Source organism: Mycobacterium novum (assembly GCF_010726505.1).
Taxonomy (GTDB): Bacteria; Actinomycetota; Actinomycetes; order Mycobacteriales; family Mycobacteriaceae; genus Mycobacterium; species Mycobacterium algericum.
The window spans coordinates 2,914,174-2,938,576 of sequence record NZ_AP022562.1 but is presented as its reverse complement, the minus strand read 5'-3'; the positions used below and the strand labels follow the sequence as shown (position 1 = coordinate 2,938,576).

At 68.3% G+C, this 24,403-nt stretch carries 25 protein-coding genes; 6 read left to right on the top strand and 19 right to left on the bottom strand.

The genetic code is table 11. The annotated features are described in order from the left end of the window. Positions 1-12: 12 nt before the first annotated feature. From rplB to rpsJ, 5 genes are read right to left on the bottom strand one after another with little or no spacing between them, the layout of a single operon-like run. Complete coding sequence (gene rplB, locus G6N19_RS13570) at positions 13-849, bottom strand: 50S ribosomal protein L2 (RefSeq protein WP_013830261.1); 837 nt, start codon at positions 847-849, stop codon at positions 13-15. A 27-nt stretch (positions 850-876) separates the two neighbouring features. Further along, positions 877-1,179: a 50S ribosomal protein L23 gene (gene rplW / locus G6N19_RS13565; protein WP_013830262.1), complete on the bottom strand. Its 303-nt coding sequence runs from the start codon at positions 1,177-1,179 to the stop codon at positions 877-879. After that, positions 1,179-1,856 carry a 50S ribosomal protein L4 gene (rplD, locus tag G6N19_RS13560; protein WP_193465115.1) on the bottom strand — a complete coding sequence of 226 codons (678 nt, stop codon included), beginning with the start codon at positions 1,854-1,856 and terminating at the stop codon, positions 1,179-1,181. Before rplD ends, rplW begins: the two co-directional genes overlap by 1 nt. After that, complete coding sequence (rplC, locus tag G6N19_RS13555; protein WP_041318655.1) at positions 1,856-2,533, bottom strand: 50S ribosomal protein L3; 678 nt, start codon at positions 2,531-2,533, stop codon at positions 1,856-1,858. The genes rplD and rplC overlap by 1 nt, the downstream gene beginning before the upstream one ends. 12 nt (positions 2,534-2,545) lie before the next feature. Continuing rightward, positions 2,546-2,851, bottom strand: coding sequence for a 30S ribosomal protein S10 (gene rpsJ / locus G6N19_RS13550; RefSeq protein ID WP_003883485.1), 306 nt, complete (start codon positions 2,849-2,851; stop codon positions 2,546-2,548). A 404-nt stretch (positions 2,852-3,255) separates the two neighbouring features. Here rpsJ and G6N19_RS13545 point away from each other — a divergent pair, with 404 nt between their 5' ends. Then, positions 3,256-3,738, top strand: a complete 483-nt coding sequence (locus tag G6N19_RS13545; protein WP_193465114.1) for a hotdog fold domain-containing protein — start codon at positions 3,256-3,258, stop codon at positions 3,736-3,738. 95 nt (positions 3,739-3,833) lie between these two features. On the opposite strand, the gene G6N19_RS13540 is transcribed toward G6N19_RS13545, so the two are convergent. Further along, the gene (locus G6N19_RS13540; protein ID WP_013830266.1) at positions 3,834-5,477 is read right to left on the bottom strand and encodes a carboxylesterase/lipase family protein; all 1,644 of its coding nucleotides are present in this window, start codon (positions 5,475-5,477) and stop codon (positions 3,834-3,836) included. 280 nt (positions 5,478-5,757) lie between these two features. Here G6N19_RS13540 and G6N19_RS13535 point away from each other — a divergent pair, with 280 nt between their 5' ends. Further along, a complete protein-coding gene (locus G6N19_RS13535) occupies positions 5,758-7,011 on the top strand; it encodes a cytochrome P450 (RefSeq protein ID WP_193465113.1) in 1,254 nt (417 codons plus the stop codon). Here the strand turns inward: G6N19_RS13535 and mftG are convergent. From mftG to mftA, 7 genes are all read right to left on the bottom strand, one after another. Next, positions 6,993-8,438, bottom strand: coding sequence for a mycofactocin dehydrogenase MftG (mftG, locus tag G6N19_RS13530; protein ID WP_041318660.1), 1,446 nt, complete (start codon positions 8,436-8,438; stop codon positions 6,993-6,995). The genes G6N19_RS13535 and mftG overlap by 19 nt on opposite strands. Positions 8,439-8,444: 6 nt before the next feature. Beyond that, complete coding sequence (gene mftF, locus G6N19_RS13525; protein ID WP_041318663.1) at positions 8,445-9,860, bottom strand: mycofactocin biosynthesis glycosyltransferase MftF; 1,416 nt, start codon at positions 9,858-9,860, stop codon at positions 8,445-8,447. Further along, positions 9,857-10,612 (bottom strand): mycofactocin biosynthesis peptidyl-dipeptidase MftE, encoded by a 756-nt coding sequence (gene mftE, locus G6N19_RS13520; protein WP_193465112.1) that lies wholly within the window; start codon positions 10,610-10,612, stop codon positions 9,857-9,859. The genes mftF and mftE overlap by 4 nt, the downstream gene beginning before the upstream one ends. Before the next feature lie 170 nt (positions 10,613-10,782). Next, entirely contained in the window at positions 10,783-11,976 is a 1,194-nt protein-coding gene (gene mftD / locus G6N19_RS13515) for a pre-mycofactocin synthase MftD (RefSeq protein WP_013830272.1), read from the bottom strand. 3 nt (positions 11,977-11,979) lie between these two features. After that, positions 11,980-13,167, bottom strand: a complete 1,188-nt coding sequence (mftC, locus tag G6N19_RS13510; protein ID WP_193465111.1) for a mycofactocin radical SAM maturase — start codon at positions 13,165-13,167, stop codon at positions 11,980-11,982. Further along, a complete protein-coding gene (mftB, locus tag G6N19_RS13505; protein WP_013830274.1) occupies positions 13,164-13,481 on the bottom strand; it encodes a mycofactocin biosynthesis chaperone MftB in 318 nt (105 codons plus the stop codon). Before mftB ends, mftC begins: the two co-directional genes overlap by 4 nt. A 2-nt stretch (positions 13,482-13,483) precedes the next feature. Beyond that, a complete protein-coding gene (gene mftA, locus G6N19_RS13500) occupies positions 13,484-13,585 on the bottom strand; it encodes a mycofactocin precursor MftA (RefSeq protein WP_041318669.1) in 102 nt (33 codons plus the stop codon). A 109-nt stretch (positions 13,586-13,694) separates the two neighbouring features. Here mftA and mftR point away from each other — a divergent pair, with 109 nt between their 5' ends. Continuing rightward, positions 13,695-14,294 carry a mycofactocin system transcriptional regulator gene (gene mftR / locus G6N19_RS13495; RefSeq protein ID WP_232062387.1) on the top strand — a complete coding sequence of 200 codons (600 nt, stop codon included), beginning with the start codon at positions 13,695-13,697 and terminating at the stop codon, positions 14,292-14,294. 90 nt (positions 14,295-14,384) lie between these two features. Here mftR and G6N19_RS13490 read toward each other — a convergent pair whose 3' ends face one another. The 5 genes from G6N19_RS13490 to G6N19_RS13470 are packed head-to-tail and all read right to left on the bottom strand — an operon-like array spanning position 14,385 to position 19,612. Next, the gene (locus G6N19_RS13490) at positions 14,385-15,431 is read right to left on the bottom strand and encodes a TIGR03857 family LLM class F420-dependent oxidoreductase (RefSeq protein WP_013830277.1); all 1,047 of its coding nucleotides are present in this window, start codon (positions 15,429-15,431) and stop codon (positions 14,385-14,387) included. Then, positions 15,428-15,811 carry a nuclear transport factor 2 family protein gene (locus G6N19_RS13485; RefSeq protein ID WP_193465109.1) on the bottom strand — a complete coding sequence of 128 codons (384 nt, stop codon included), beginning with the start codon at positions 15,809-15,811 and terminating at the stop codon, positions 15,428-15,430. The genes G6N19_RS13490 and G6N19_RS13485 overlap by 4 nt, the downstream gene beginning before the upstream one ends. Continuing rightward, a complete protein-coding gene (locus G6N19_RS13480; RefSeq protein ID WP_193465108.1) occupies positions 15,808-16,878 on the bottom strand; it encodes a phosphotransferase in 1,071 nt (356 codons plus the stop codon). The genes G6N19_RS13485 and G6N19_RS13480 overlap by 4 nt, the downstream gene beginning before the upstream one ends. Continuing rightward, positions 16,875-17,978: an alpha/beta hydrolase gene (locus tag G6N19_RS13475; protein WP_041320167.1), complete on the bottom strand. Its 1,104-nt coding sequence runs from the start codon at positions 17,976-17,978 to the stop codon at positions 16,875-16,877. The genes G6N19_RS13480 and G6N19_RS13475 overlap by 4 nt, the downstream gene beginning before the upstream one ends. 5 nt (positions 17,979-17,983) lie before the next feature. Further along, a complete protein-coding gene (locus tag G6N19_RS13470) occupies positions 17,984-19,612 on the bottom strand; it encodes a flavin-containing monooxygenase (RefSeq protein WP_193466395.1) in 1,629 nt (542 codons plus the stop codon). 80 nt (positions 19,613-19,692) lie between these two features. On the opposite strand from G6N19_RS13470, the gene G6N19_RS13465 reads away from it, so the two are divergent. The 3 genes from G6N19_RS13465 to G6N19_RS13455 are packed head-to-tail and all read left to right on the top strand — an operon-like array spanning position 19,693 to position 22,965. Then, positions 19,693-20,709 (top strand): aromatic ring-hydroxylating oxygenase subunit alpha, encoded by a 1,017-nt coding sequence (locus G6N19_RS13465; RefSeq protein WP_193465107.1) that lies wholly within the window; start codon positions 19,693-19,695, stop codon positions 20,707-20,709. A gap of 1 nt (position 20,710) precedes the next feature. Then, the gene (locus tag G6N19_RS13460; protein ID WP_013830283.1) at positions 20,711-21,328 is read left to right on the top strand and encodes a cysteine hydrolase; all 618 of its coding nucleotides are present in this window, start codon (positions 20,711-20,713) and stop codon (positions 21,326-21,328) included. Then, the gene (locus G6N19_RS13455; RefSeq protein WP_193465106.1) at positions 21,316-22,965 is read left to right on the top strand and encodes an acyl-CoA synthetase; all 1,650 of its coding nucleotides are present in this window, start codon (positions 21,316-21,318) and stop codon (positions 22,963-22,965) included. Before G6N19_RS13460 ends, G6N19_RS13455 begins: the two co-directional genes overlap by 13 nt. Here G6N19_RS13455 and G6N19_RS13450 read toward each other — a convergent pair. Then, positions 22,962-24,389, bottom strand: coding sequence for an aldehyde dehydrogenase family protein (locus tag G6N19_RS13450; RefSeq protein ID WP_193466394.1), 1,428 nt, complete (start codon positions 24,387-24,389; stop codon positions 22,962-22,964). The genes G6N19_RS13455 and G6N19_RS13450 overlap by 4 nt on opposite strands. Positions 24,390-24,403: the final 14 nt, after the last annotated feature.

Genomic DNA, 24,403 nt, shown 5'->3' with positions numbered 1-24,403 from the left:
TCCCTCCGCTTCCTAGCGCTTCTTGCCGGTGCGCCGGCGTCGGACGATGAGCTTGTCGCTGGGCTTGTTCGGCCGGCGGGTGCGACCCTCCGGCTTGCCCCACGGGCTGACCGGGTGCCGGCCACCGGAGGTCTTGCCCTCACCACCACCGTGCGGGTGGTCCACCGGGTTCATGACCACACCACGGACGGAGGGGCGCTTGCCCTTCCACCGCATCCGGCCGGCTTTGCCCCAGTTGATGTTGGCCTGTTCGGCGTTGCCCACCTCGCCGACGGTGGCGCGGCAGCGCACGTCGACCCGACGGATCTCACCGGAGGGCATCCGCAGCGAGGCGTAGCTACCTTCCTTGCCCAGCAGCTGGATGCTGGATCCGGCCGAGCGGGCCAGCTTGGCGCCGCCTCCCGGGCGCAGCTCGACGGCGTGCACCAGGGTGCCTGCCGGGATGTTGCGCAGCGGCAGGCTGTTGCCCGGCTTGATGTCGGCGTTGGCGCCCGACTCCACCACGTCGCCCTGCGACAGGCCCTGCGGGGCGAGGATGTAGCGCTTCTCGCCGTCCAGGTAGTGCAGCAGCGCGATCCGCGCGGTGCGGTTCGGGTCGTACTCGATGTGCGCGACCTTGGCGTTGACGCCGTCCTTGTCGTGGCGACGGAAGTCGATCACCCGGTAGGCACGCTTGTGGCCACCGCCCTTGTGCCGGGTGGTGATCCGGCCGTGGGCGTTACGCCCGCCACGGCCGTGCAGCGGCCGGACCAGCGACTTCTCCGGGTGAGAGCGGGTGAGCTCGGCGAAATCGGAGACGCTGGCACCGCGACGACCGGGGGTCGTCGGCTTGTACTTGCGGATTCCCATGTCAGTTAGGTCTCTCTTTCACTCCGGTCAGGCCGGTGCGGCGAACAGGTCGATCGGCTTGCTGCCGGGCGCCAGGGTCACGATGGCGCGCTTGGTGTCCTTGCGCTTGCCGTAGCCGGCCCGGGACCGCTTGCGCTTACCCGGCCGGTTCGCGGTGTTCACCGACGCGACCTTGACGGCGAAGATCTTCTCGATCGCGATCTTGATCTGCGTCTTGTTCGAGTCGGGGTGCACGATAAAGGTGTAGGTGTTCTCCTCGATCAGCCCGTAGGACTTCTCGGAGATGACCGGCGCGACGATGATGTCGCGGGGGTCGCTGACGGTCGCCATCAGACCGAAACCTCCTGCTCCTGGGTGTGCGCCCCGCTGCCGGAGATGTAGGCGTTGAGGGCCTCGACGCTGAACACCACGTCGTCGGCGCGCAGCACATCGTGGGTGTTGAGCTGGTCCGGGGCCAAGATGTGCACACCCGGCAGGTTGCGCACGCTGCGGGCGCCCGTCTCATCGGCCCGGCCGATGATCACGAGCACCTGCTTGCGGTCGGTGATCGTGCCCAGGAACGCCTTGGCGCTCTTGGTCGACGGGGTCTGTCCGCTCACCAGCTCGGTGACCGCGTGGATGCGGCCGTTGCGGGCCCGGTCCGACAACGCGCCACGCAGTGCGGCGGCGATCATCTTCTTCGGGGTGCGCTGACTGTAGTCACGCGGCTTGGGACCGTGCACCACGCCACCACCGGTGAACTGCGGCGCCCGGGTCGAACCCTGCCGGGCCCGGCCGGTGCCCTTCTGCCGGTACGGCTTACGGCCACCGCCGCGAACCTCACCGCGGGTCTTGGTCGAGTGCGTACCCTGACGGGCCGCGGCCAACTGAGCGATCACCACCTGGTGCATGAGCGCGATGTTGGCGGGAGCGTCGAACAGCTCGGCGGGCAGCTCGACCGAGCCGCTCTTCTTGCCGTCCGGGCTCTTGACGTCAATCTTCAGTGCCGTTTGCTCTTTGGCAGCCATTACTTCTCACCCTTTTTGATCGCGCTGCGGACCAGAACCAGCCCACCGTTGCGTCCCGGAATGGCGCCCTTGATCAGCAGCACGCCGTTCTCGGCGTCCACCTTGTGCACCACCAGGTTCTGGGTGGTGACGCGGTCGTTGCCCATCCGGCCCGACATCCGGGTGCCCTTGAACACCCGGCCCGGGGTTGAGCAACCGCCGATCGAACCCGGCCGGCGGTGCACCGCCTGAGCGCCGTGGCCGGCACCCTGACCGGCGAAGCCGTGCCGCTTCATGGTGCCGGCGTAGCCCTTGCCCTTGGAGGTGCCGGTCACGTCGACGTAGGCGCCGTCGGCGAAGATCTCGGCGGTCAGCTCCTGGCCGACCTCGTAGGTCGCGGCGGCCTCGGCGTCGTCAAGCCGCAACTCGGCCAGGTGCCGGCGCGGGTTGACCCCGGCGGCGGCGTACTGACCGGTCAGCGGCTTGTTGACCTTGCGAGGGCTGATCTCGCCGTAGGCGAGCTGCACGGCCGAATAGCCGTCGCGCTCGGGGGTGCGGATGCGGGTCACCACGTTGGGCCCGGCCTTGACGACCGTGACCGGCACGACCTTGTTGTTCTCGTCGAACACCTGCGTCATGCCCAGCTTGGTACCCAAAAGGCCCCGACGCGCAGCGCCGGAATTTTCCTGTCGTGCCATCGTCCTCTGCTCCTACTGGATGTTGACGTCGACGCTGGCCGGCAGATCGATGCGCATCAGGGCGTCAACGGTCTTCGGCGTGGGATCGAGGATGTCGATCAGCCGCTTGTGGGTGCGCATCTCGAAGTGCTCCCGCGAGTCCTTGTACTTGTGCGGGGACCGGATGACGCAATACACGTTCTTCTCGGTCGGCAGCGGCACCGGGCCCACCACGGACGCACCGGTGCGGGTGACCGTCTCGACGATTTTGCGCGCCGAGGCGTCAATAGCCTCATGGTCGTAGGCCTTGAGCCTGATGCGGATCTTTTGTCCCGCCACGCTTCTGCTACCTCACTCCTGCAAAGGGGTCCGGCTTTCGAACCCTTCGTGCCCGCGCGCACTGCTGCCTCTTCAGGGCCATCGGCCCTGTGCCGACATTGCGCTGGGCGCTGCCGCCGCTGTTTACCTGTCCTGGTCCACCGGTCCCCGCGGTCGGGCGTGTCGCCCGCACACGGCCTCGTTCACGGCGAAAAAACTCCGTGCTGCGAGAGTGGGACCGGACGCGCCCGGTTGGGCGCTGGTCGTATGCCCGACCAGGGCAACCCCGGCGCAGGCGAACCTGAACAGTATGCCCCAGATCGGGTCAGCGGCCAAATCCCCGGTCACATCGACGCCGGCCCTCCGGCCGTGACCCGGTGGAGCCACCCCGCGAGCGATCTTACTTGCCGGTAAGATAGCTCGCCGTGACCGGACCTACCAGTACATATCAGGCCTGGCGCCGGTTGGCGGGCCTCCCCGGCGGCACCCGGCTGTTCTCGGCCGCGGCCATGGCCAGAGTCCCTTACTTCGCATCGGTGCTGCCGCACGTGGTCCGGATGGAGCCCGGACTGGCCGAGGTACTGGTGCCGAAGTGGCCGTTCGTCTACAACCACCTGCGCACCGTGCACGCGATCGCCTCCTGCAACGCCGCCGAGGTGGCGATGGGGATGTTGATGGAGGCCACGGTGTCGCGCAGCCACCGCTGGATCCCCAAGTCGATGAACGTGGCCTACCTGGCCAAGGCGACGACGTCGTTGCGGGCCACCGCGCGGCTGGACCCGCCGGACTTGCCTGACTTCGAGGCCATCAGCGACGGCGTGGAGGTCACGGTGCCGGTCAGCGTCACCGATGAATCCGGCGTCGAAGTGGTGCACGCCGACATCACCACCTGGGTGACTCGGGCCTGATCGCCGCTGCTCCCGCTCTATCGCCGAGCGTGCAACCACTGCGAAATCTGCCGCGGTTTTTCGCACTGAGCACACGTTCGGCGGGTGGGCGCGAATCAACTCCGCACGGTTGCCCAGAAGTCACACCGGTGCGCCGCGCCGAAGTCGGTGATCATCCGGCTGCCGTCGGGTCGCAGCGACATCCACCGCCGGTCGGCGCCGGCTGCGGCCGCGGGCCAGTCGGGCTGGCCGACGCCCACCGGGGCGCCGGTGACCACGAAACCGGTCCAGTACTCGATCATCTGGTCGGACAGCCGCCGTTGCACGGGATCCAGTGGCGGGGCGCCGCCGATGTCGAACAGGTAGCGCATCTCCAGCGAGTGGGTGGCGCCGATCGGGAACGGCAGATGGTCGAAGAGCTCGGGCGCCGGCGCGTGCGGGTCGGCGAATTCATAGCCGTACACCGGCGCGCCGGCGGCCAGCCCGCGAGCCATCCGATCGGCCAGGCAGGCGAAGATGTCGTCGGTGGCCGCCGCCGCGTAGGCCAGCGAGGTGCTGTCGCCGAATCGTGCCGGCGGGTAGTGCTCGGCCACCGCGGGGCCTTCACCGGAGCCGAAGGTGTCCTTCAGCTCGTCCAAGTACTCCGTGGCCGCGATCTCCCGGCCGACACGCAGATAGCGCAGTGCGACGAACAGGGTGAACTCGTCGCGGTTGACGCCCAGCAGCACCGGCACCCGTGCCGCGCCGCCGTCCCGGAACACCCGCACCGGGTCGGCCGGCAACAACGGAGTCCCGACGACCGGTCCACTGAGCTGGTCGGTGCCGAACCGGGCGTACCACAACGGTTTGGTCAGCCGGTCGGCCGACAGCCCGCGTAGGCAGCCGGCCACAGCCGCATCCTCGGCGGCGGCCCGCTTGCCCCGTTCGGCGCACCCGACGGATTCGGTGTAGTCGCGACTGATCCGCCGCGCGTCGGGAACCTCGACCTGCGCCTGACACGGTCCGCTCTGAATGATCGCGGCCCGGAACAACCCGGCCGACTCCGGCGCGGCCAGGTGGTCGCAGACCGACATGCCACCGGCCGACTCACCGGCGATCGTCACCTTGGCCGGGTCGCCGCCGAACGCACCGACGTTGTCGCGCACCCAGCGCAGCGCTGCCTGCTGGTCGGCCAGCCCGTAGTTGCCGGCCTCACCCAATGCGGGGTCGGCCAAGAAGCCCAGCGCGCCCAACCGGTAGTTGACGGTGACGACGACGATGCGGCCGCGGACCGCCAGTCGCTGCGCGTGGTAGATGTCACCGGCGCCCCGCATGAAGCTGCCGCCGTGGATCCACACCATGACCGGCAACGGCTCGGCCGCCGAACCGGTCGGCGTCCACACGTTGAGCGTCAGGCAGTCCTCGCTGATCGGGTCCACCTCGGCGGCATCCGGCTGGATGCACCACGGCCCGCGTTTGACCGCGTCGCGCACTCCCTGCCACGCCGGCATCGGCGCCGGCGGCTGCCAACGCAGCGGCCCGACCGGCGCTGCGGCGTACGGGATCCCTTGGAAAAGCCGATGATCCGGGCCGACCGTGCCCCGCAACAATCCGGCGGCGGTACGCACCACGTCGGCGTTGAGTGCGACGGCCCGTGGCCCGAAGCCCGGTTGCAGCGCCGCGCCGTCGGATCGCCCGCACCCGGCCAGCAGCCCGGCAAGCAGCGCCAGCACGACGGCGCCGGCCAGCGGTCCGCGGCGGCGACAAGATCCGGTCGACATGACCGATGAGCCTAATCGGCGGTCAGCAAGGCTCGACGCAGGAGAGGCGAAGCCGGACCGCCAAATCAAACCCGGCGGTTAGCAAGGCTCGACGGAGGAGAGGCGAAGCTGGACCGCCAAATCAAACCCGGCGGTTAGCAAGGCTCGACGGAGGAGAGGCGAAGCTGGACCGCCGAATCAAACCCGGCCCAATACCGGCAAAGCACCGCCACGACAAGTGGATATCGCCGACACTGGAACGAAGCTGACACGTGTCAAGAAAATGGGGCAAGGAGCCGCGATGAGCGCACCGATAATCGATCAGGCCGCCCGGGTGTTCACCGACCCGAGCGCTTACGCCGACGAACCGCGGCTGCACGCGGCCCTGACGCATCTGCGGGCGAATGCGCCGGTTTCGCTGGTCGACCATCGTCCCTACCGGCCGTTCTGGGCGATCACCCGGCACGCCGACATCATGGACATCGAACGCGACAACGAGCTGTGGATCAACGAACCGCGTCCGGTGCTGGCTCCTGCCGACGCCGACGATCTGCAGCGCTCGCTGTTGGACTCCGGAATGGGACTGCGCACGCTGATCCACATGGACGACCCGCACCACCACAAGATGCGCGCCATCGTCTCCGACTGGTTCCGGCCCAAGGCGATGCGGGCGATGAAGGCCCGCATCGACGAACTCGCCAAACGCTACGTCGACGAGATGCTGCGGATCGGCCCGGAATGCGACTTCGTCCAGGACATCGCGCTGAATTACCCGCTGTACGTGATCATGTCGCTGTTGGGCCTGCCGGAATCGGACTTTCCGCGGATGCTGCGACTGACCCAGGAACTGTTCGGCGGCGACGACGACGAGTACCGGCGCGGCATCACCCCGGAGGAACAGCTGCCGGTGCTGCTGGACTTCTTCGCCTACTTCAACGCCCTGACCGCCGACCGCCGGGAGAACCCCACCGAAGACCTCGCGTCGACGATCGCCAACGCCCGGATCGACGGTGAGCCGCTGTCGGATCTCGATACCGTCTCCTACTACGTCATCATCGCCACCGCCGGCCACGACACCACCAGCGCCGCGATCGGCGGCGGGCTGCGCGCGCTCATCGAACACCCCGACCAGCGCGAGCGGCTCCGCGCAGACCTGCAGCTGATGCCCACCGCGGTCGAGGAGATCATCCGCTGGGTCACCCCGGTCAAGGAGTTCATGCGTACCGCGACGGCCGACACCGAGGTGCGCGGCGTGCCGATCACCAAGGGCGAATCGGTGTATCTGTCCTATGTCTCGGCCAACCACGACGAGGAGGTCTTCGACAACCCGTTCGCCTTCGACGTCGGCCGGGACCCGAACAAGCACCTGTCGTTCGGCTACGGCGTGCACTTCTGCGTGGCGTCCGCGCTGGCCCGAATGGAGATCGACAGCTTCTTCCGTGAACTCATCCCCCGGCTCGACGCCATCGAGTTGACCGGTGAGCCGCAGCTGATCTCGACGACATTCGTCGGCGGCGTCAAGCACCTGCCCATCCGTTACCGGCTGCGGGCCTGACCGCCGATCAAGCCCGACGCGCGATGCGCCAGCATCGCGATCGTCGCGTGCGGGCCGCGGCCGGGCACCCGGGACAGCGCCGAGCCGTCGATCACCCACAGCCCCTCGATGCCGCGCACCCGGCATTGCGCATCGAGCACCGCGGACGCGTCGTCGGCCCGGCCCATCGGGGCACTGCCGCACAGGTGTTGGGACGTCGACCAGTGCGGCGCCGCGGCATCGACTTTCACGCCCAGCATGGCCCCGACGAGCTCCACCCCGGCCCGGAGCGCCGCCAAGTCGGCTGGCTCGCTGTCGTAGCGGAGTTCGATACGGGGCGCCACCCGCGGGTCCGCCGATACCAGTGTCACGCGCCCCCGCGCCCGCGGCGACATCAATGCCACGCCGACGCGCGGCGGCTCCCCGGGCGCATGGTCGCCGACCATTCCGGCGAAACCGGTGGTGTAGGGCCGAATTTCGAGATCATCGTGGTACAGCACCGCCTCCAACGGCGGACGTCCCGGCGTTCCCTGCCAGTCCGGCGTCACCAGCCATTCCGGGTGATCGGCACAGTTCGCCCCGACCGGCAGCACCGATCGCACGGCGACGCCGACGTGCCGCAACATCGCCTCCTCACCGATACCGGACAGCATCAACAGGTGCGCCGACCCTATCGCGCCGGCACACAATATGATTCGGTCCGCCGTCAGGCGCAACGGACCGTCCGGGCCCAGCGCGCGTACCGCCACGGCCCGCTCCCCTACGATGTCGACGCCGAACGCCGCCACCCCGGTGAGCAGCGTCAGGTTGGTCCGCGGCAATGCCGGGAGCAGATAGGCGGCCCCCGGTCCGGTGCGTACCCCGTCGACCACGTTCAGCGGTACCGCGCCCACTCCGGGCCCGGCTGCGGCAGCGGCGTCGTTGAGGTCCACGACCCAGCCGAAACCCGCTCGCTCCGCCGCGGCAATGAATCGCGCTGTGCCTTCGCACATTTCACGGGTACGCCGAACGGGTATCGGACCGCGGTCGCCGTGTTGGTCACCGCCGAAGTCCAGGTCGGTCTCGATGGCACGAAAGGATTCCAGCACCTCGGGCCACGACCAGCCGAATAGGTCGCTGTCGAGGTCGCCGGGCAGCCCCCGGCAGAAGTAGCCGCCGTTGACCGCGCCGGAGCCGCCGATGGTCGCGCCACGCACTATCGTCATCGCGGCGCCCGGGTGGCCGGTCAACTGCGCGACATAGCGCCGCACCAACGGGCTGGCGGTATCGATCGGCAACAGCGAGGCGTCGGCCACCTTGGCAGCCAGCACCGGATCGGACAACCCGACGCCGGCCTCCAACACTGTCACCGTGCACGCCGGGTCTGCCGAGAGGCGTTCTGCCACAATCGACCCCGCACTACCGGCACCCACCACGAGCACATCACTGTGCACCACCGGAACCGTCAAAGCGACCTAACTGCGGATCTGTGGCTTGAGTGCGGCAAAGTTGCGCTCCCGCAGCACCCCGCCCCACAGGCCGGCCCCGTACGCCAGATCGTCGACCCGCTTGAGCAGCAGGTAGGCGGGCAGCCCGAGCGGGCGGGAGTCGTCGCCGTCGCAGCGGGCATGCCGCAACCAGTCCACTATTCCGTCGCTGACCGCCGCCAGCAGCACCACCCGCCGGCAGCGCTGCGACACGCACGCGGCCAGCAGCGCAATCGGCCAGTAGTGCCGGCACAGCGCCGACGCGATCTGGAGCCCGGCCGCCGCCAGGCCACGCAGCGTCACCGCCAGCACGTCGGCGGGCGCGGTGTCAGCTCCGCGCATCGACCTGGCGACCCGATGGCCGGTCAGCGCCGTGATCGCCGCCGACACCAGGTAGCCCAGCGCCGACCCGAGCGCCATCACCGCCCAACCCGCCAGCGCCCAGCCGGAGATCACCATCGGCGCCGTCTTGTCCGGGTGACGCGCCGACAGAGGTGCCGCCGAGCCACCGTAAAATGCCTTGCGCGCCACCCAATCCCGTAATGCCACCCGATGATCGTGGGCCACCAGCGCGATCGGCTCGTAGCGCAACCTGCTGCCGGCGTCCACCAGCCGCCAGCACAGGTCGACGTCCTCGCCGGAACGCAGCTCCTCGTCGAAACCGCCCAACTCACGCAGCGCCGAGCAGCGACAGATGATCGCCGCGCTGGGCACATAAGCGACCTTGCCGTACGGGACCACCGGGGCCTCGCACCCGCCGAGGTCCAGTGACGAACGGATGGCCTCGTACCGCGCCACCAGGTGGTCGTGAGCGGCCATACCGACGATTCGGGGGGCGACCAGCGCCACGGTGGGATCGCAGAAGTGCCCGAGCAGCGCTTCCAGCCAGCCCCGGCGCGGCACCACATCGGAGTCCAGGAACGCCACGAAATCCGTCGTGCAGGCGCCGAGTCCGGTATTGCGCGCGGCCGCGGGCCCCCTTGCCTCCGGGTGGCGCAGCACCTCGACCTCGCAGCAATGCGCCGCTGCCAGGTCGTCCCTGCAGACCGGAGCCTGCGATCCGTCGTCCACCACGACCACGCGAAGCCCGCGCAGCGACGCGATCAACCGTTTGAGCCCGATGACGTTGTCCCGCACCGGGATAACGACGGTCACGTCACGATGTGACGGCCCGCCCGCCGGCCGCGGATGGGCCACCGTGGCGTCGAGCAGGGTTCGGGCCAGTTGGGCACTGACGGCGTCGCGTACTTCCAGGCGGCCGTCGGAGAGCATCCCCTGGGCGGCAGGCGCCAGCCGCAGCAGCCGGGTTGGTGAACCGCCCAACAACGTCGACCCACGGCCCAGCACCCGCACCTTCCGGTCTACCTGCACCGCGAAACCGTCAGGAAGTCGGGCCGGGGTCATCGCAGCATCCCGTCCGGCCCGGGAGCCCAGGCGTGGATGGCCGCCACACCGCTGTCCAGCATTTCGGCGAACAGTCGCTCCCCCTCGGCGGCGGTGGCGGTCGTCGGGTCACCGAGCACTCCGACCGCACTCACTGCGGCGACACCGCCGCGCCGCATCGCCGGCAGCAGCTGCGCCAACGGGGCACTGTTACCCGGCTGCGCCTGCTCAAATCTCACGTCGTCGGGCGAAAGATACAGCAGCAGAGAGGTTTCGGTGTGACCCGCGTGCGCATCGGCCGCCGCAGTGGCACACGGCAGCCAGGCGACATCGCGCGCTTCGAAGCGCAACCGGCCCACCGCCTCGGCCAGCGCGGGCACGTTGCCGCCGTGACCGTTGACGAAGACCACCCGTTGCGCCCAGCAGCAGGCCGACCGGCCGTACTCCAGCAACACTCGACTCAGCACCTCGGTGCCGATCGAGATGGTTCCGGCGAAGCTCTGGTGCTCCCCACTGGCGCCGTAGGCCACCGCGGGCGCCACCGACCAGGCGTGCTCATCGCGCCCCGACGCGGTTCTGCGCAGCCGCCCGGCCACCGCCCGCGCGAGCGCCTGCGCGATCCGGGTGTCGGTGTCCAGCGGCAGGTGCCGTCCGTGCTGTTCGGTCGACCCGACCGGGACCAGCAGGGTCAGCGACTGCCCCGGCAGCTGGCGCTGTAGCCGGTTCTGCAGCTCGTCCCAGGTCGAACTACCGAGGTCGCCACGAACCGCCATCGGACGATGGTAAGCGAATTCACCTGCCGTACACCAGTTATTGACAGGGAAGGCAAAGAAATTCCTGGCCATCGGCACTCCGGAGCGATCGCCGAACATCACGCCCGTCCCGTCCGCCACGGCAGTACCAGGGATAGGCCGGGAGTTCGCAGGTGGACGGCCTGAGCGGGCTACCGGCCTCCGTCGGAGGGCACACCGAGCGCGCGGGCGAAACCGGGCGGGATCAGGATGTCGTCCGGCGACAGATCGTGCACGGAGGCCCGCCCGAGCCCCATCAGGGCCGAGTCGATCCCGCCGCGCAGGATGTCGAGGACGTTCTCCACCCCGGGCTGGCCGGCCGCGGCCAGCCCCCACAGGTAGGCGCGGCCGATCATCACCGCCCGGGCGCCCAGCGCCACCGCCTTGACGACGTCGCTGCCCCGTCGGATGCCACCATCCAGCAAAACATCGATCTGGCCGCCGACCGCCTCGGCGACAGCGGGCAGCGCCCGGATCGCCGCCGGTGTGCCGTCCAGGTTGTTACCACCGTGGTTCGACACGGAGATCGCCGAAACTCCAGCGTCTACAGCCTTTTTCGCATCGTCGACCCGCATGACACCCTTGAGCATGAAGGGCCCGCCCCAGAGTTCGCGCAGCCACGCGATGTCCTCCCAGGTCGGCGGCGGTGTTCCCATCCACTCGCCGTAGGCCTGGAAGAACGGCGGACCCGGTTCGCCGCGTCGGCCCTGGTTGGGCACCCGCAAGCTCGGCGGGCGCAGGGTCTTGGCCCACTGCAAAAACCACCGCGGCCGGCCCAGGGCCTCGGGCATCATCTTGATCATGGTCTTGAGATCCATCTGCTCCGGGATTTTGGGGCTTCCCCAGTCCCGGCCGTGCGAGAAGGACCAATCGGTGGTGGCAATCAGGCCCACCGCACCGGCGGCCCGGGCGCGCTCGACGCGTTCGGCGATCGCATCGCGGCCCCCGAGCCAGTAGATCTGGAAGAAGGTCTTGGGGTTGGCGGCGATGACCTCTTCCATCGGCTTGCTGGCGAACGACGACAGGCCCATAGCGGTGCCGCGCGCGGCGGCGGCCCGCGCGACGGCGACCTCGCCGTCCGGGTCGACCGCCTGCACGCCCGTCGGCGAGATCATTACCGGAAACGAAAGCTCCTGGCCCATAACGGTAGTCGACAGATCACGTTTCTCGCACGCGCCGACCACGTGCGGAGCGAAACCCAGCTCGCTGAACGCCTCGACGTTGTCGGAGACGGTCACGCCCTTCTCGCTGGCTGAGATCAGCGACGAGTACGCGGACTTCGGGAGGCGTTTGCGCGCTCGCTCCTGGGCGATGGCGACGGTTTCGAACCAGATATCACGAGCCATCGATCAGACCGGACTTTCATCGCACAGCCGCTTGGGCGGCTTCGCCGGATTGAGCAGGGTAAGGGATTGTCTTGTGCTGCTGCGCTTTCCACGCGAGTGGTCGCTGCTCGGACGCGGCTTCTGTCGGTCGCCGGCCAGCGCCTGCTCGCCGAACCCACGAACGCATTCCGGGTCGGGTCCGTCCATCGGCAGGCCGGTGAAGAACTTGGCGGCCATGCAGCCGCCCCGGCAGGTGTCATACAGCGGGCAGCTGGCACAGGCGCCGCCCGCCGTGGGGCTGCGCAGCTCGTTGAACAGCTTGGAGTGCTTCCACACCTGATCGAACCCGCCGTCGGTCAACACATTTCCGGCCAAGAACTGGTCGTGGATGGCGAACGGGCAGGCGTAAACGTCACCGACCGGGTCGATCAGGCAGACCACCCGTCCGGCTCCGCACATGTTCAGGCCGGCCAGCGCACCGGACTCGCCGAGCGGCGCCAGGTGGAAGAAGGAGTCCCCGGTCAGCACCCCGTCGCCCTTGGCGACGAGCCAGTCGTACAGCTGGCGCTGTTGGGCGGCGGTGGGGTGCAAGTCATCCCAGACGTCGACGCCGCGACCGGACGGGCGCAGCCGGGTGATTCGCAGCGTGGCGCCGTATCGCGCTGCCAGCGCGGCGAAGTCATCGAGCTGGTCAATGTTGTGGCGGGTCGCCACGACTGAGATCTTGGTGTCGGCGAAGCCTGCCGCGGACAGGTTCTCCAGCGCACGGACCGCCATGTCGAAGGAGCCTTTGCCGCGAATCGGGTCGTTGACCTCGGCGGTGGCGCCGTCCAGCGAGATCTGGACGTCGACGTAGTCGCTGGCCGCCAGCCTGGCCGCCACCTCCGGGGTGATCCGCAGGCCGTTGGTGGAGAACTTCACCCCGACGTGATGGGCAGTGGCGTAGTCCACCAGTTCCCAGAAGTCGTCTCGCACCGTGGGTTCGCCACCGCCGATGTTGACGTAGAACACCTGCATGCGTTCCAGCTCGTCGATGATGTCCTTGCACGCCCTTGTGGACAGCTCACGCGGGTCGCGCCGCCCGGACGCCGACAGGCAGTGCACGCAGGCCAGGTTGCAGGCGTAGGTGAGCTCCCAGGTCAGGCAGATCGGCGATTCCAGGCCGTGCTCGAAGTGCTCGACCAGGCTCGGGGTTACGGCTGGAGCGGTCACGGTGTCTCCTTCGGGTCCGCGGGGATCAGGATGTCGGACGCCGCCAGGACGCCCAAGGCACGCAGGTAGGCCGACTCCGCGCCGGGATCGATGCCGGCTGCGCGGCACGCCGACCGCGCGTCAGGGTGCTCGGCCAGCGAGGTGACCAGCGTGACCATGGTGAGGTTCTTCAGGAACGACAGCTTGCGCGTCCCGAAGTGATACAGCAGTGCGCCGAAAGTCTCGGGCCGAACCGACACCTGCGGATGCAGACGCCAGCCACGGTCCGGATCGAAGGTGTCGGTGGCGCGCGCCGCCCCGGCGGCGGCCGCCACGGTCAGTAGACCCCGCACATGCCGTCGATGGACACCTCTTCGACCAGGTTCTCGACGACGAGGTCGGTGTCGGTGCTGGCTTCGGTCTGCTGCTGAGCGTCCATGGGCCGGGCCTTTCTTCGCGGTGGGGGTCGACAGCGCACTGTCGGATCGGTCACAATCCCGGACAGAATATGGCATCGAGTGCCGATATGGAAGTGGGTCGGGAGAAAAGTGGCCGGGACCGAGTCGCAGGCGCAGGCGCGCGTCGGCCGTCGCCGCTCCACCACGCGGGAGCACATCACCCACGTGGCGATCGACTTGTTCGCCACCCGCGGCTTCAGTGAGGTCAGTGTCGACGACGTCGCGCAGGCCGCCGGGATCGCCCGCCGCACGCTGTTCCGGTACTACCCCTCGAAGAACGCCATCCCCTGGGGCGACTTCGATGCCCACCTGCACCAACTGCGCGAGCTGCTGGACGGTATCGAGCCCGACGCCCCACTCGGTGATGCGCTGCGCGCGGCGCTGTTGGCGTTCAACACCTTTGACGAGGGGGAGACGGCACGGCATCGCCGCCGAATGCGGGTGATCCTGCAGACCGACGAACTACAGGCGTATTCGATGACGATGTACGCGGGTTGGCGCAGTGTCATCGCCGAGTTCGTGGCGCGCCGGGCCGGGGTGGCGCCGGCCGACCTGCGGCCGCAGACGGTGGCGTGGACGATGCTCGGCGTCGCGCTGAGCGCCTACGAACACTGGCTGGGTGACGAGCAGTTGGCGCTGCCGCAGGCCCTGGGCGAGGCGTTCGACACCATCCGCGACGGTCTGGACTGACACCCTTCTGCCGTGAGAGTGCGTGTCCCCGCCCGACACACCGCTCAGGACACCGGGTTTACGCACGCTCGCGCACGATGAGGGGCCGGCTCAGCGCGTGATGTCGCGGTAGGCGCGCACCACCGGCTCCAACTCGTCGGGCGTGGCGCCGTGCATGATCACCGCGTCGGCCCCGTAACCGAACTCCGCCCGGATGCGCTCGGCGCACTGCCGCGCCGAACCGGTGGCCGCCGGTTCCAGCCATTCGTCGGGGATCAGGGTGGCGATGTGCTCGATCTGCTCGGCGGTGGCCTTGTGGTCGATGCCGCCTGCGATCGAGGTCACCACCGGGTCCTCCCGGAATCGCTGCAGCACAGCAGAATCCCAGTTGTTGGTACGCACCATCAGATCGCCGTAGCCCTGCAGGTAGGTGGCGAGCCTCGCGACGGTCTTCTTCAGCCGCAACTCCTCGGGCAGGTGATCGCCGACGGTGGCAAAACACGACCACACCCGCACATCGGCGGGATCGCGACCGGCCCGTTCCGCGGCGTCCTTGACCGTCTTCACGCTGCGCTGCAACGTTTCCGGCGTGAAGTAGGTGTGCAGGATGACGTCGTCGAACAACACGCCGCCCAGCTCGAGGGTCTTCGGGCCGAACGCCACCAGCGCCAGCCGGATGTCTTCGTCGAAGTCGGGATCCAGAAACAGCACCTGATAACGACCTATCGGCCCGTCGTGGTTGAAGATCACCTCACCGTGCCAAAGCCGCCGCATCACCTGCGCGAAATCGGCCATTTGCGCCGTGGTGACGCCGGGGATGCCGAACGCGGCGTACATGGCCGCCACTCCGCGGCCGATGCCCAGGGTGAAGCGGCCGCCGGACAGCCGGTGCATGGTGGTCGCCCACGACGCCGTGATCAGCGGATGACGGGTGTTGTGATTGGTTGCCGCGGTGGCGACCTGCATCCGGCCGGTGACCGCGCACGCCGCCCCTACCAGCGATGACGCCTCCTTGACGTTCCAGCGCTCGGAGATGAACGCGGTACCGAACCCGAGTTCCTCACCACGGCGGGCCTCGTCCATCAGCGCGGCCGGACCCTCGCCACCGGCACCGGCCAGCAGGTAGTAACCCAACTCATCGAGTACCCGGTCGGTCATGCCCAAACCCCTTGCTTGTAGCCGCAGTTCCACACCTCGGTGATCTTCCCATCGACCACGCGGAACACCTCCATACTGCTGACGGTCAGCTCGGTCCCGTCGGTCAGGGTCATCGGCGATTGGTAGACGATGGCGACATGTTCGCCGTCGTCGTCGGCGACGACGAGGTTGAGTTCGAAGCGCAGCTTGTCGAACAGCTTCCAGTGATCCACCACCCGCGCAACAGCCTGGTCATGCGTCAGCGTGTGCGCTTCGCCCACCTCGTGTCGCACCACGACGTCACCGATCAATTCGTCGGCGAGCGCGAAATCCCGCTCGTTCCACACCACCAGGTTGTACAGCTCCACCACCTCACGGGCACTGCGGACCCTGCTGCTCACACAAACACTCCGATCGCATCGATGTCGTTGATCGCCGCCACCGCCCGGTCGGTCAGCGTCAGACACAGGTCGCGGGACCGTTGCGGCATCGTGTCCCAGCCGATCAGGGCGAGGACGGGAAACAACAGCAGATACGCGACGGCCATCCGGTAGTGCCGCCACGCCTCGTCGAAGCCATAGTCGGTGACTCCGTGCGTGACCAGCGCATCCAGGTAGTCGCGCACCAGTTCCTCGTCGTGGCCGCGGCGGGCCCGCACCGGCAGCCCCTGGCTGACGAGATATCCGAGGTCGGCGACACCGCAACCCAGTGAGGCGAACTGGAAGTCGACGACCTTCAGTACGTCGTCGTCGAAGAACATGTTGTCGGCCCGGATATCTCCGTGCAGCAACATCCGGCGTTCGGTCAACGCCGACAACGCCTGCGGGGCGAACTCGGTGAACCGCTCGGCGTATCGTGCCACCGCGCCGGGCACCCGGGCCGCTGACTTGTCGCGGTAGATCTGCCATCCGATGCCGAACGCCGCGACCAGCAGCTCACGAACCACCGGCGTATCGAGGCTGGGAAAGACGTCAAGCGCATCGGAGTCGGCGGCAGTGACCGACCAGGCGTGCAAACCGGCCAACTGCCGGAGCGCCACTCGGGCTTGTCGCATCGACAGTCCGGCGAGATGGTCGGCATTGACCCAGTCGGCCAGGTCCTCCATCACGAGCACGAAATCCGCGCCGTCGATCAGAGCGGCGTAGACCCGGGGCGTCAACAGCGGTGCCCTGCCGGCCACCGACCGGTAGAAAGCCAGCTCACGTTGGTAGCCGCCCAGCATGTCCATGGCTCCCCGGGCCTCGGACTGGGCGGGCAGCTTGACGATCAGGCTCGGTGGCAGCCCGTCGGTTCCGGTGAGCCGCAGCCGGTACAACCAAGCCGAGAACCCGGTGTCCTCGGCGATCCGCTCGGCACTGACGCCGGTGATTGCAGCGGTGTCGGCGATGGTGCCGCCACAACGCAGTGCCGTGGTCAGCCACTCCGATGTCACACCGTCGATACCGGAAGGAATCGTCAACGCCGTCATCGGCCACCTCCGATCTGCGACAGGAACCGTTCCGTCTCCGCCTGCACCCGCCGCGAGAGGATATGTCCGGCGTGCCCGCCGTCGTGCCAGAACAACCGCCCGCCCCACCGATCATGCAGGGCCACCGCGGGTTCGGGATACGCCATCTGGTCGTGGCGTGCGGCCACGATCAGCCGGCGATCGGCAGCCGGCCTCGGATTGGTGGCCAAGAGATCGACCACCGACATCAACGCCGCGGCCGTCTCGGAGCGCAATGCGTCGGCGACGGAGAGCCCCGCCGGTCCCCACCGCCACAGATGGTGCGCGATCATCGAGTTGAGCCCGGCGATCGGGGTATAGACCGCAACGGCGTCGACGCCGGACTCCAGGTGCGACACCAGCCCCGCGACCGGACTGCCCAACGACACACCGGCCACCGTCACGGCGGTGGCCTGCGGAGTCACCCAGCGCACCACCGCACGGACTTCGGAGATCGCGCGCATCATCCCGGCGATATTGGCGAGCGGATCATGCCCGGGGTAGGCCGGCCAGGCGCGGCGACGTACGCCGTGGCCGGGCTGGACCGGCAGCGCGATGTTGAAACCCAGGCGGTGCAGCCGTGCCACGCGCGCCACCAACAGATCCGACCAGTTGCCCTGACCGGCTCCGTGCACCCAGACCAGCCAGGGCCGCGGAGCACCGCGGTGGCGGCACACCACGACGGCCGCGGTCGCCGGACCGTCGAACTCCGCCAATGACGGCGGCAGCCGGGGATCGTGCCGGAAGCTCAGCTGTTCGAAGGTGAGGCCGGCTAGTCGGCGCCGGCGACTTCCCGACAGCCGCAACGGGTTCGGGGCCGTGTGCGCGGCGTCGATTCCCAGGCCGGCCAGCTCTTGGGCGGCCGGACCGCACGCCGACAGCGGTCGCGCCAGCACGGGGGTCGGAGCCAGCAGTGTCATACCGGTCAGCGTCAGCTCGTCGAGCAGCACCTCCCCCAGCTGGCGCATCCCCCGCCGAGAGCCCGGCGCCCAGTCCGGAGCGCCGCGCAGCGAGCGAACCGACCGGGGCAGCACCCCGCCCAGTCCCCGGATGATCTGCGGTAGCCGTTGCGGCGATCCCATCGTCGTCATCCCAGGGTGAATCCGGTGTAGCCGGCGGCGGCGATCTCCTCGCAGCGGCGGCGGTATTCCGGAATGCCTCCGGTGTATCCCATATACATCCGCTTCTTGCCGGGGACGTTGCCGCCGTTGTACCAGGAATTGCAACTCGGGTGAACCAGCACGGTCGGCGCGACCAGGGAGGTGGTGTGCTCGATCCATTCGTCCTGTGCGGTCGGCAACGCCTCGATGGTGCGGTACCCGTTGGCCCGCAGGAAGGCGATGCAGTCACCGATCCACTCCACGTGCTGCTCCAGCGCGGCAACGAAATTGGTGGCCGCGCTGGGACTACCGGGGCCTTGGATGGTGAACAGATTCGGAAACCCGGCGACTTGCAGCCCCAGGTAGGACACCGGCCCCTCGTTCGCCCAGACGTCACGGAGCAACACCCCGTCGCGGCCACGGATATCGATGCGACTCAACGCACCGGTCATGGCGTCGAAGCCGGTGGCGTAGATGATCACGTCGAGGTCGTAGTGGTCCCCCTCGGTCCGTATCCCGGTCGGCGTCACCGCGCTGATCGGCTCGGCGCGAAGATCGACCAGGGTCACGTTGTCGCGGTTGAACGTCTCGTAGTAGCCCTGGTCGATGATCGGGCGCTTGCAGGCGAACGGGTGGCTCGGCACCAGCGCGGCCGCCGTCGCCGGGTCGCGCACGATGCGGGCGATCGCTTCGCCGTAAAGTTGCGCGGCCATCCGGTTGGCGTCGATGTCGAAGAAGACGTCGCCCCAGTTCAGAGCGCCCATCACGCCGTGTTCCTCGATCGCGCGGAGTTGCTCGTCGCGCGACGCGGACTTCACCGGCGGGCGGCCCAGCATGTCCAGCAGCACCGAGAAGGCCGAGAGCCGCGCGGCGCCGACCGGGTGCGCCAGCTGGGCGGCCCGGATCTGGGCGTAGTCGGCCTTCAGTGCTTCCAGTTCGCCGGCGGCGAACGGGCGGACTTTCCAGGGCAACGTGTAGGCCGGGGAGCGCTGGAATACATAGAGCTGACCGACTTCTCGGGCGATGACCGGGATCAGCTGAACCCCCGTGGATCCGGTGCCGATGACGGCGACCCGCTTGCCGGTCAGGTCCACACCGCTTCTGGGCCAGCGGCTGGTATAGAGCGACACGCCACCGAACCCGCTCATGCCGGCGATGGCGGGTTCCAGTGGCACCGAAAGGATTCCGGTAGCGGCGATCACGAACGGCGCGGTGAAACGCTCTCCCGCGTCGGTGGTCACCGACCACACCGCGGCTTCGTCGTCGAAACTCATCGCCACGACGAGGGTGTTGAACGCGATATCGCGGCGCAAGTCGAGTCGGTCGGCGACGAAGTTCAGGTACGCCTCGATCTCCGGTTGGGCCGGCATGGTTTCCGTCCAGGCCCACTCCTGCTGAATGTCCTCGGAGAAGCTGTAGGAGTACTCGATGCTCTCGATGTCACAGCGCGCACCCGGGTACCGGTTGAGCAGCCACGTGCCTCCGACCCCCTCGGCCATCTCCAGCACTCGGGTGCGCAGTCCGAGTTCGCGCAGCTTGTGCAGGGCGTACAAACCGGAGAAACCGGCCCCGATGACCAGCGCGTCGCAACGTTCCGCCTCGCCGACGTGCGACATGTCAGCGCCTCCCATCAGCTGTTTCCATACTGAATGCCCTACGGTACGGTATTCAGTTAGCTCATGTGGGAGGAAACGCCATGAAAGTTCCGTTCACCTGGAAGGTCACCGGCTGGTTCATGATCGGCTGGTCACCCGAGTTCGAGGTCGGCAAGACGCGCGCGCTGCGCTATTTCGGTGAGGATCTGGTCGCCTACCGAGACGAGTCCGGCGAGCTGCACGTGATGGAGGCGCACTGCAAGCATCTCGGCGCCCACCTCGGTCACGGCGGCAAGGTCGTCGAAGACCGGGTGGAATGCCCGTTCCACGGCTGGCAGTGGGGACCAGACGGCTGCAACAAGTTCATCCCGTACCAGCCGGACCGACCCAACAAGGCATTGCGCCTTCGCGTTTATCCGGTGTTGGAGCAGTACGGCTGCGTGTTCCTCTGGCATCATCCCGACGGCGCTGAGCCCGGGTGGCAGATGCCGGACATCTTCGGCAAGTTCCCGCAATTCGCCACCGGACCCGAGGGTTACTACCGGGCGTATCCGGAGTTCTCCCGCCGACTGTCAGGCGAGCCCGTTCATCCGCAGATCGTCGCCGAGAACGCAGCCGACAGCGCGCATTTCCAGTACGTGCACCACGCAACGGTGACACCGAGGCTGCTGGAGTGGAAGATGACCGACCGGGAGTGGCACTTCGTCGCCGGCTTCCCCGATGTGAACAGCGACGACCCCGATCAGATGGCGCTGCGTTTCCACTCCCATCTGTTCGGGCTCGGCGGGGCGATCAGCATCTTCGAAGGCGTGCAGCAGCATCGGCTGATCTTCACGTGCACCCCGGTCGACGAGGGCCGCTCGGACCTGTTCTATTCGATCTGGTGGCCCCGAGTTCCCGGCGACGAATCGGAGGCGCCCCCGGAGGACGTGCGGGCACGGGTCGAAGAGCAGTTCCTGTCCACCGTCGAGGACGACCTGGGCATCTGGCGCTACCAGCGCTACGTCGAGCATCCGGCGTTGTCCAAGGTCGACGCGAAACCGTTTATGACGCTGCGCAAATGGGCGACGCAGTTCTACGACACGCCGCCGGCCGAGCCGGCCCTGTCATCGCGCTGACATGGGTGTCACGCTCGCGGAGCTGGTGGCACCCGCACACACCGCGATCATCACCCAGGAGCTGCAGGGAGCGGTCGTCGGAGTCGATGCCGGACTGCCGGTACTCGCTGATGAGGCCCGCCGCGAAGCGTGTCCGAACATCGCACGGCTGCTGCCGGTGGCCAGAGCCGCCGGAGTACAGGTGGTGCACTGCCTGGTACACCGACGGCCGGACGGACGGGGCTCCAGCCACAATGCACGACTGTTCGCCGCGGGACGCAGCGCCGTCAGCATCGATCCGGGTAGCCCCGGCGCCAGCCTGCTGCCCGAATTCGGGCCGGAGCCATCGGATCTGGTTCTGAGCCGTTGCCACGGTGTGGGACCGATGGGCGGGACCGATCTGGATGCGGTACTGCGCAACTTGGGGATCTCGACCATCGTGGTGGCCGGCGTCTCGTTGAACGTGGCCATCCCGAATCTGGTGATGGATGCGGTCAACGCCGCTTACCGGGTGGTGCTGCCCCGAGATGCGGTAGCCGGTGTGCCGGCCGAGTACGGGGCTGCGATGATCAAGAACACCCTGTCCCTGCTGGCGACGATCACCACCACCGAGGAGCTGATGCGCACGTGGCGCCCTTGACCCAATTCACCGTTCCAGAGGTCATCGACGCGGTGGCCGCGGCGATTCCGGACCGCGACCTGGTGGTCCAAGGCGATCGGCGCTTCAGCTACGCCCAGATCCTCGAGCGGTCCAACCGGTTGGCGGCGTACCTGCATGCGCAAGGGCTGGGCTGCCACACGGCGCGATCAGACCTGCTCGGACACCAGACCGGCCAGGACCTGTTGGGGATCTACGCCTACAACGGCAACGAATTCATCGAGACCCTTCTGGGCAGCTTCCGCGCCAGGGTGGCGCCGTTCAACGTCAACTACCGCTACGTGCGCAACGAACTGGCCTACCTGTTGGCCGATTCCGGCGCCACCGCGTTGGTGTATCACGCCAGGTTCGCGCCCACGCTGGCCGAGGTGCTTCCCGAGCTGCCGCAACTGCGGGTGCTGATCCAGATCGCCGACGACTCCGGCAACGCCCTGCTCGACGGCGCCGTGGCCTACGAGACGGTGCTGGCGGACAGCTCGCCGCAACCGCCGCCGGTGCAGCCGGACCCCGATGACCTCTACGTGCTTTACACCGGTGGCACCACCGGGATGCCCAAGGGCGTGCTGTGGCGACAGCACGACATCTTCATGGGCTCGTTCGGCGGCCGCAACCTGATGACCGGCGACGAGGTCGGCTCCATCGACGACATCGTGGGGCCGGCCGGGGAGAACCCCGGCGTGAAGTTGATGATCCTGCCGCCGCTGATCCACGGCGCCGCGCAGTGGGCGGTGATGACCGCGATCAACACCGGCCAAACCCTGGTCTTCCCTTCGGTTGTCGACCATTTCGATGCCGACGACGTGGTGCGCACCATTGAGCGGGAGAAGGTGCTGTCGGTCACCGTGGTCGGTGACGCGATGGCCCGGCCGCTGATCGCGGCGATCCAGCGGGGTGAGGCCGACGTGTCGTCGCTGATGGTGGTGGCCAACGGCGGCGCGCTGTTGACGCCGCACGTCAAGCAGCAGATCGTCGAGGCGCTGCCCGGGGCGATGGTCATCGACGGGGTCGGCTCCTCGGAGACCGGCGCCCAGATGCGCCACATGTCGACGTCGGGCGCGGTCTCGACCGGGACCTTCGGCGCCGGGCCGGACACTTGTGTGGTGGCCGAGGATCTCGGTTCGGTGCTGACACCCGGCCACGACGGTCTGGGCTGGCTGGGTCAGCGCGGCTACGTCCCGCTGGGCTACAAGGGCGACGCGGCCAAGACCGCGGCGACGTTCCCGGTGATCGACGGGGTGCGCTACGCCGTTCCCGGTGACCGGGCCCGTCATCTGGGCGACGGCTCGGTGGAGTTGCTCGGCCGGGATTCGGTGACGATCAACTCCGGCGGGGAGAAGATCTTCGCCGAGGAGGTCGAGACGGCGATCGCGTCGCATCCGGCCGTGGTCGACGTGGTGGTCGCCGGCCGGCCCAGCGACCGTTGGGGTCAGGAGGTGGTGGCCGTGGTCGCCCTGGCCGACCAGGCCTCGGCCACGGCGGCCGAGATCATCGAGCACGCCGGCGGATCGCTGGCCCGCTACAAGCTGCCCAAGGCGATCGTCTTCCGGCCGCAGATCGTACGCAGCCCGGCCGGCAAGGCCGACTACCGGTGGGCCCGCGAGCAGGCCGAGCAGGGTTAGCCTCGCTTGAGCCGCCGGTGGGTCCGGTTGCGTGCCCGGCGCAACATCGCATCGGCATAGAACCGCATCCCGGGTGTGAACGGCGGCGCGGCGGATCCGGTCAGGCTGAACGGCAGGTCTGAGCCGACCACCGTCCGGTAGTGACTGAAGGCGTCGAAGCCGGCTTTACCGTGATAGGCGCCCATCCCGCTGCGCCCCACACCGCCGAACGGGGCAGCCGACGGGATCATCTGCGCGGCGAAGTCGTTGCGGGCCACGCCACCGCTACGGGTGCGCCGCACGAAATCCCGGAAACTGCTGTCGTCGGGGCCGTACCAGTAGGCGACCAGCGGCGCGGGACGCGCATTGATCTGATCGATCGCCTCATCGACGGTGCGGTATCCCTGCACCATCAACACCGGCCCGAAGATCTCCTCCTCGGCGATCCGCATCGTGTCGTCGACGTCGCGAACGATGGTCGGGGCGATCTTGCGGGAGCCACGATCCGGCAGCGATTCCGCTTCCGGCGCGATGGTTTCCACCGTGGCGCCGCGTTCGCGGGCGTCGTCGATCAGGGCCAGCACCCGGTCGAAGTTGGCCCCGTTGACCGACGAGCAATAGTCGTCGTTGGCCACGATGGTCGGGAACATCTCCCGCAGCGTCTGCCGGGCGACCTCGACAAACGAGTCGATGTCGCGTTCGGGCACCAGCACATAGTCGGGGCATACGCAGACCTGACCGCCGTTGACCATCCGGGCCGACGCGATCCGTTTCGCCGATCGCCGGACGTCGGCGTTCGGAGCGACCACGACCGGGTTCTTGCCACCGAGTTCCAGTGTCACCGGGACCAGGTTCTCGGCCGCGGCGCGTTGCACCAGCGCACCCACCGACGGCGACCCGGTGAAGAACAGGTGGTCGAACGGCAGCCCCGCAAACGCGGCCGCCACGTCGGCGCCGCCGGTGACGACGGCGAGTTCGTGGTCATCGAAGTAGTTCGGTGCCAGGTCTTTCATCAACTCGGCGGTGCGCGAGGTGATTTCGGACATCTTGATCATCACCCGGTTGCCCGCCGCGAATGCCGCCGCCGCCGGCAGCACCACCAGCTGCAGCGGGAAGTTCCACGGGCCGATGATCCCGACCACGCCCAGCGGGCTGGGCTGCACCTCGGCTCGCAGCCCGGCCAGCCGTGCGGCCCGCATCAACTTTCCGGCCCGCATCCACTGCTTGACATGGGATCTGGTGTGCTCGATCACCGGGATCATGCCGACCAGTTCGGTGGACAGCGACGCCGCGCGCGACCGGGTCCCGAAATCGGCGGCCATCGCGTCGACGAAGGCGTCGGTGTTGTCCAGCACCAGGGCCAGCAACCGGTCGATGCGGCCATGCCGGACGTCCACATCGGGCGGCCCGTCGGCGACGAACGACCGCCGCTGCTTCTCCAGCAGGTTCGCCAGTTCGG